This window comes from Kosmotoga sp., from assembly GCF_982836095.1.
The window spans coordinates 1-5,552 of record NZ_CEYIHJ010000133.1; the positions used below are offsets into that span (position 1 = coordinate 1).

Below are 5,552 nucleotides of genomic sequence, written 5' to 3' on the forward strand. Positions count from 1 at the left end.
TGTTTGCAGGCAAATCGGTTTTCGGAACCACCGGGAATCCAAGATTTGAACGGAGCTGTAAATCCTTGATAAGAATTTTGGGATTGTTCAATAGCCCCTCAAGAATCTCTCTTGTTTTCTCCGGTGATCCTTTCAATTTAATCTCATCGTATGAACCCGGATTGTCTTCTATTCCCAGGGTTTTCACGAGAAAATCCATATCTGCTGCTTTTTCCTTTAATGTTCCGATTACCGCATCTTTTGATCTTGCCATGACATTTACGCTGTAATATGTTTTCTCAAGGTCTTCTAACTCTTTCAACAGATACGATAGATCACTGAAGTTCTTGTACAAAGGCCATCCCACAAGAAGAAGAAAGCTGATAATAAATGTCCCGATGACAATTCCCCAGAAAAGGTTTCTGGGAACACCCTTTTTCGTTAAAAAGCTTTGCTTTCGCGCCAGCTTCTTCTCATAACCATGGGCGATGTAGGCAGCTGAACCTTTTTCGTTACTCGCTTCTCCTTTTCGCAGTGATTCTGATTCTAATCTTTCGAAAAAGTCTTCCATTCCCGTTTTGTTTTCTTCATCCATGTTATTCACCTGATTCCAATTTCATCAGACTGAGCTTGTAAAGGTTTGAGAAATTCATTTTTCCTATTATAGACAAAAGATAACCCTCTGGAACCTTTACCGAAGGTGGAGTAGCCTTTTCGTTATCGTATATAAGATAATAAAGTACACTGCTCTTCTCTGCATTGTATTCTATCTTCGTAATGAGTTTCTTTTCAGCGGTTGAAGTTTCTAAGGTTTCCTGCAAATCGTTGAAAAATTTGATTTCCTTGCGCTTTTCCGCCAGATATTTATCCAGCTCTTTCAGCTGTCTTGCGAGTTTTGCTTCCTGTATTATCAGAACATTTTTCTTTTCTGATATGGTTTCAGCATCGATCCCCGGTATTCCACGAAGTGAAATATTTAACTGCTCAAACAAAGGACCCTTAACAATTTCCAATTGCTTCATCCTGCTGTGAAAAGCCTTCATGACCAGTACATTTCCCAACATAGCTATTGCCAGCACAAATATCAAAAAAAACAGAAGGTATAACAGTCTAACTTTCCGCTTTTTTGAATGTAAATTTACCATTGCCAAGGAATTCACCACCCATCTTCAACATTCCCAGGCTACTAAAGGAAATTGGCAAATCACGCCGTTCAAAAGGCAGTTCATGAACCACGGTCTCTTCCAATAGGCTCTCAAAGGTTTTTCTATAAATCGCCGTTGACAGCGTAGATTGACCAACTACGAAAAACTTTTTGAAAGATAGTTCATCTGCTGCAACCGTATTTGGTGAATTGGAAAGTGTGTTTGTAATATATATCCTCAGCTGATAGCTGATCATGTTCTTCAATGTGTTGGAGCTTTCCTCCACAAAGGTTTGATCAAGCATGTCACCAAATTGGAGGAATTTTCTTTTCAACTCCTCTTTTGTGTATTTTTCCTCAGCCGAAATAGATGGCAACAACATATTGAACCCATCGGTAATGTGGTTTATGGCGACAACCTCGCCGAATTTCATGGCTATGATCACGGAGTAATCCAAATCAACAAAGAAGAGAAAAGAAAATCCTTCAAAGATCTTTCGATTTACCAGGTTGAATACCGGGAACGGTTTTACAGTGAAAATATCTGGCTCGGGGAAACCCCTCTTCAACAGTTTATCCAGAAATTCGCCGAGATATTTTTGCCGTGTAATTGCAAAGCTTGGTGTAATACCTTCGTTTATGGCTTTTAAGTTGTTCAAAGGTTTGACCACAACCTCATCAGGCGAAAGGGAAAATTGTGTAGCAGTTTTGAAGTTTGCAACCCTCAGCAGGTTTTTAAGGTTTTTAACTTTGGGCACATCAATATGTTGAAAAACCACATTTTCAGGCGAAATTCCAACCACAAACACTTCATCAACTGGTAGAGTGTTGTGTTTAAAAAATTCTCGAGAGGCTTCTTCCAAAGCGTTATCACCAAAGCGTAACGTGCTGAATACCGGGATGATGCTTCGCCTTGAAACGGCTGCCCTTGCAATTTCAATATACAAAGGATCGTAATTCAGCACTGTTATGAAATTGTCAAACAAAATCATCCCCCCGCTTAATAACTCAGATTTCCGGTAACAGGTCTAATTGACATGGTTGAATCATCGGAAAAAACGAGAACCGTTGAACCTTTTTCTACAAAAAAACTTCCTCTCTCACTAAAACCGATAATCAAGGGGTCATTTCTCTTTAGCGGTAATTTATCGATGAAATCACCAGTTGATGCAATGATTCTTCCATCATTACGATAGTACAACTTGATTCTACGTGATTTCGCAATTGCCAATTGCCGCATTTTCTCTAAAAAAGTGTCTATCTTAAATTTCGCTATCCTTATCTTAAAACCTTCCGCAAATGAAGCGGCGGTTATCGAAAATATTCCTAAGCTTAAGGAAAGAATCAAGAGATATACGAGCAACTCAGCGATCGACATTTATACTAACCCCCAACGCTTTGCTCCAGAGTAAAAATCGTGTTGTACATAGTATATGCGAGGAATCCAATGAATCCCCCGATAAATATAATCATCAGCGGTTCAACAAGAGAAACCAGCTTTTTCAGCGCGGTGGAGACCTGTGCATGGTAGAATTCAGAGACTTTGAACATCACTTCATCGAGTTTACCAGTTTCTTCACCGGTGTTGATCATGCTAACAACAATCGAAGGAAATATCTTTTGCTTTTCAATAGCGTTCTTTATCGTCTCTCCGGCTTTAATATCGTCAATGGCAGAAACCATACCGTGGATTATCTTTGTGCTTCCAGAAACTTCTGCCGAAAGCTGTAATGCTGTTGGAAGATCGACTCCGCTTGCAACAAGGACCGCAAGTGTCCTGCTAAAACGTTCAAGTGCCGACATCTCTCTCAGCTTTCTTACAGGTGGGAGCAGCGAGCCAAAGAGATCTTTGACAATTCTCCCATATTTTGTCTTCATGAAAATTCTCAGACCTGCAAAGGCTCCAACCAACACCAAAATAACAGCCAGCCAGTGATTTGTTAGCAGTTTGTTAGCTGATACCAAAAGCCCCATCACCCCGGTAGGGGTAAAATTTCCTCCAAAAGCGCTTATTAAATTGGGAAGAATAAAAAGCACTATAACACTAACAATGCCAACGGCAAAAGCCATCATGAACAGCGGATAAGACATGGCAGATTTTACCTGGTTTTCCAAATCTACCATGCTTTCGTAAAAATCCGAAATTCGCTGAAGAGTTTCATCCAGTACTCCACCTGCTTCGCCAGCCTTGACGAGATTTATGAAAAGCGAGTCGAAAACCCCCGACCTTTCCAGGGCTTCACTGAGAGTCATTCCGCCCTCAATAGCAAGAACAATTTCTATGATCCTCTTTCTGAAGCGATTGCTAAAAACTGTCTGAACTGAAAGCACCTGTAATGCGTCTCTTATACGGACACCAGATGCTATCATAGTGGAAAGTTGCCTGGCAAAAAGGCTGATTTCCTTAGTTGAAATGGGGAAAAGAGTTTTCCCGCCACTCGTACTCATTTTTGAAAGGGGTTTGATCGAGGTTACAATAAATCCCTGCCTGTTAAGAAGTTCAAGAGCTTCAAGCTTTGAACTGGCTGAAATTTTTCCGCGTTCGCTTTTTCCAGAAGAGCTGATCACTTCATACCTGAATTCAGGCATCGTTATCACCCCTTACACCTTCGGTAGATAAAAGGCAAGTAACATAAGCTTGAATGGAATCTGCAAACATACCATTACCAGATTTTGGCTTCAAGCTAAACCTGGACTTCTCTATGCCCAGTGCTTCAGTTATGCTCTTGGTTATTTCTTCGAGATAGGGTGTAAGCCTAACGTTTTCCACTATTACAACACTATCAATATTCACAATCCTAAATCCATGCCCGATTATTTTTGAACGCAGATAATCTAAAAATTCAAGGCTCCGTCTGTTTAAATTTTCTGCAGTTTCCGGAAATAACGCCCCTATATTTCCTTTGCATGACGCCCCAAGTACGGCATCTAAAATAGCGTGAACCAGAACATCCCCATCTGAATGGGCTTTGGCATAATAAATATCCGAAACTTTAACGCCGCCAATATACAGTCCCTTATCACCGCGTTTCAATGGGTGTATATCGTACCCAATACCTGTTCGATACATCTTAAATCAACCTGATCGGCATGATGATGTACAAATATCCTTCCACATCGACGGGATTCATTTGAAGAGGGCTGTTCGAATCCACGAAATTCAATTCTACTTCCTCAGTGTCTATCTTTTTAATGGAATCGGCTAAAAATCTGGGATTGAAAGCGATGAGGATATCGTCACCCTCTTTTTTAACATCGAGTTCTTCAGTAGATTCGCCATGCTCAGGGCTTTTGGCTATCAGCTTGATGCTTTCGCCCTTTAGCTCTATCTTGACAGATTCGCTGCCCAACCTCGCAGCGATAGAGGCTCTCCTTATGGCATCACTAAGCACTGTGGTATTCGCCACTACCCTTGTTTTGAAAGCCTTTGGTAGAACCTTGCGATAGTCCGGGAATTCCGCATCTACAACTCTCGCGATCATTTCTATACCATCAAAGTAAAATCCCACTTTTGCACCATCGTAAATTATCCTGAGATCATCGGATAGAGCTGTTTTGATACTTGACTGTAAGTCCTTCATGCTTTTAAGAGTCAGAAGAAAGCGATCTTCTACATCTGATTCGATTTTTTCCTCCGCCAGGGCAAGTCTGAACCCATCAGCCGCAACCAATCTAAGGTATCCTCCCTGGAGCTCCCAATAAATCCCATTGAGATTTCTCATAAACTCGTCCTTCGCTGCACAAAAGATAACCCTGTCTATCATCAATTCCAGCACAGTTACAGATGTTTCTATTTCTATTCCACCATGCGTAGGTTCTATCTCCGGAAACTGGTCTGGTGAAATCGTTGGAAGAACAAATTTGCTCTTTTCCACTCTCACGATTAGGTTGTTGTCCTGGAGTTCAAAGATTATTTCACCAGAGGGTAAATTTCTGATAACCTCAAGGATGACCTTTGCTTCAACTACAAAAGCGCCTTCGCCATCTATATGCACAGGTGTAGTAACAGCTTTTATGGCGGTTTCAAGATCTGTAGCAAGTAGTTCAATTTTTCCTTCGGTAGTTGCCTTAAAAAGGACACCGGAAAGCACCGGTTTCACGGTTTTTTGTGCGACAGCACTGGCGACTGATTCAAGCCGGCTGAGTATTTCTCCTCTTTCAATGGAAAATCTCATCAAGCCACCTCCTGCATTTGTCTTTCTTTATATTTTACCGCATTTACCATATAATATGAAATGGTGATGATTATGAATAATGTAAAATTCGATTGGGAATTGGACGCTAGCACAGCCATAGCACTTCAAAAGCGGCTCCGTTCCCACCTGATACTCGAACTTCCAGAAGACTTTGAGCTGAAAACAATTGCGGGTGTAGATGTATCTTTCCCGGAACCAAAAACAGGGCTTTGTGTTATAGTTGTTCTCTCTGC

General features: G+C 41.1%; 7 protein-coding genes and 1 pseudogene. 1 reads left to right on the top strand and 7 read right to left on the bottom strand.

The genetic code is table 11. The features are described from left to right. The 7 genes from AC3LHT_RS08415 to dnaN form a co-directional block, all read right to left on the bottom strand. Positions 1–574: hypothetical protein (locus AC3LHT_RS08415; protein WP_488662574.1), on the bottom strand; the 574-nt coding region annotated here is incomplete at its 3' end. 1 nt (position 575) lies between these two features. Then, complete coding sequence (locus AC3LHT_RS08420; protein ID WP_488662575.1) at positions 576–1,124, bottom strand: hypothetical protein; 549 nt, start codon at positions 1,122–1,124, stop codon at positions 576–578. Beyond that, positions 1,090–2,109, bottom strand: a complete 1,020-nt coding sequence (locus AC3LHT_RS08425; protein ID WP_290646028.1) for a hypothetical protein — start codon at positions 2,107–2,109, stop codon at positions 1,090–1,092. The genes AC3LHT_RS08420 and AC3LHT_RS08425 overlap by 35 nt, the downstream gene beginning before the upstream one ends. Before the next feature lie 14 nt (positions 2,110–2,123). Continuing rightward, positions 2,124–2,501: a hypothetical protein gene (locus AC3LHT_RS08430; RefSeq protein ID WP_290646026.1), complete on the bottom strand. Its 378-nt coding sequence runs from the start codon at positions 2,499–2,501 to the stop codon at positions 2,124–2,126. 5 nt (positions 2,502–2,506) lie between these two features. After that, the gene (locus tag AC3LHT_RS08435) at positions 2,507–3,712 is read right to left on the bottom strand and encodes a type II secretion system F family protein (protein ID WP_290646024.1); all 1,206 of its coding nucleotides are present in this window, start codon (positions 3,710–3,712) and stop codon (positions 2,507–2,509) included. Beyond that, positions 3,705–4,193 carry a 2-C-methyl-D-erythritol 2,4-cyclodiphosphate synthase gene (locus AC3LHT_RS08440; RefSeq protein ID WP_290667483.1) on the bottom strand — a complete coding sequence of 163 codons (489 nt, stop codon included), beginning with the start codon at positions 4,191–4,193 and terminating at the stop codon, positions 3,705–3,707. The genes AC3LHT_RS08435 and AC3LHT_RS08440 overlap by 8 nt, the downstream gene beginning before the upstream one ends. 1 nt (position 4,194) lies before the next feature. Next, positions 4,195–5,298: a DNA polymerase III subunit beta gene (gene dnaN / locus AC3LHT_RS08445; protein WP_290646020.1), complete on the bottom strand. Its 1,104-nt coding sequence runs from the start codon at positions 5,296–5,298 to the stop codon at positions 4,195–4,197. Between the two features lie 72 nt (positions 5,299–5,370). Between dnaN and AC3LHT_RS08450 the strand changes: the two are divergent. Further along, positions 5,371–5,552 (top strand): annotated as a pseudogene (locus AC3LHT_RS08450) (hypothetical protein); the annotation flags it as partial.

Excerpts from the sequence above, each read along its gene's own strand:
- AC3LHT_RS08420 (WP_488662575.1), bottom strand. The coding sequence starts at position 1,124 with ATGGTAAATTTACATTCAAAAAAGCGGAAAGTTAGACTGTTATACCTT.
- AC3LHT_RS08430 (WP_290646026.1), bottom strand. The coding sequence starts at position 2,501 with ATGTCGATCGCTGAGTTGCTCGTATATCTCTTGATTCTTTCCTTAAGC.
- AC3LHT_RS08435 (WP_290646024.1), bottom strand. The coding sequence starts at position 3,712 with ATGCCTGAATTCAGGTATGAAGTGATCAGCTCTTCTGGAAAAAGCGAA.
- AC3LHT_RS08440 (WP_290667483.1), bottom strand. The coding sequence starts at position 4,193 with ATGTATCGAACAGGTATTGGGTACGATATACACCCATTGAAACGCGGT.
- dnaN (WP_290646020.1), bottom strand. The coding sequence starts at position 5,298 with ATGAGATTTTCCATTGAAAGAGGAGAAATACTCAGCCGGCTTGAATCA.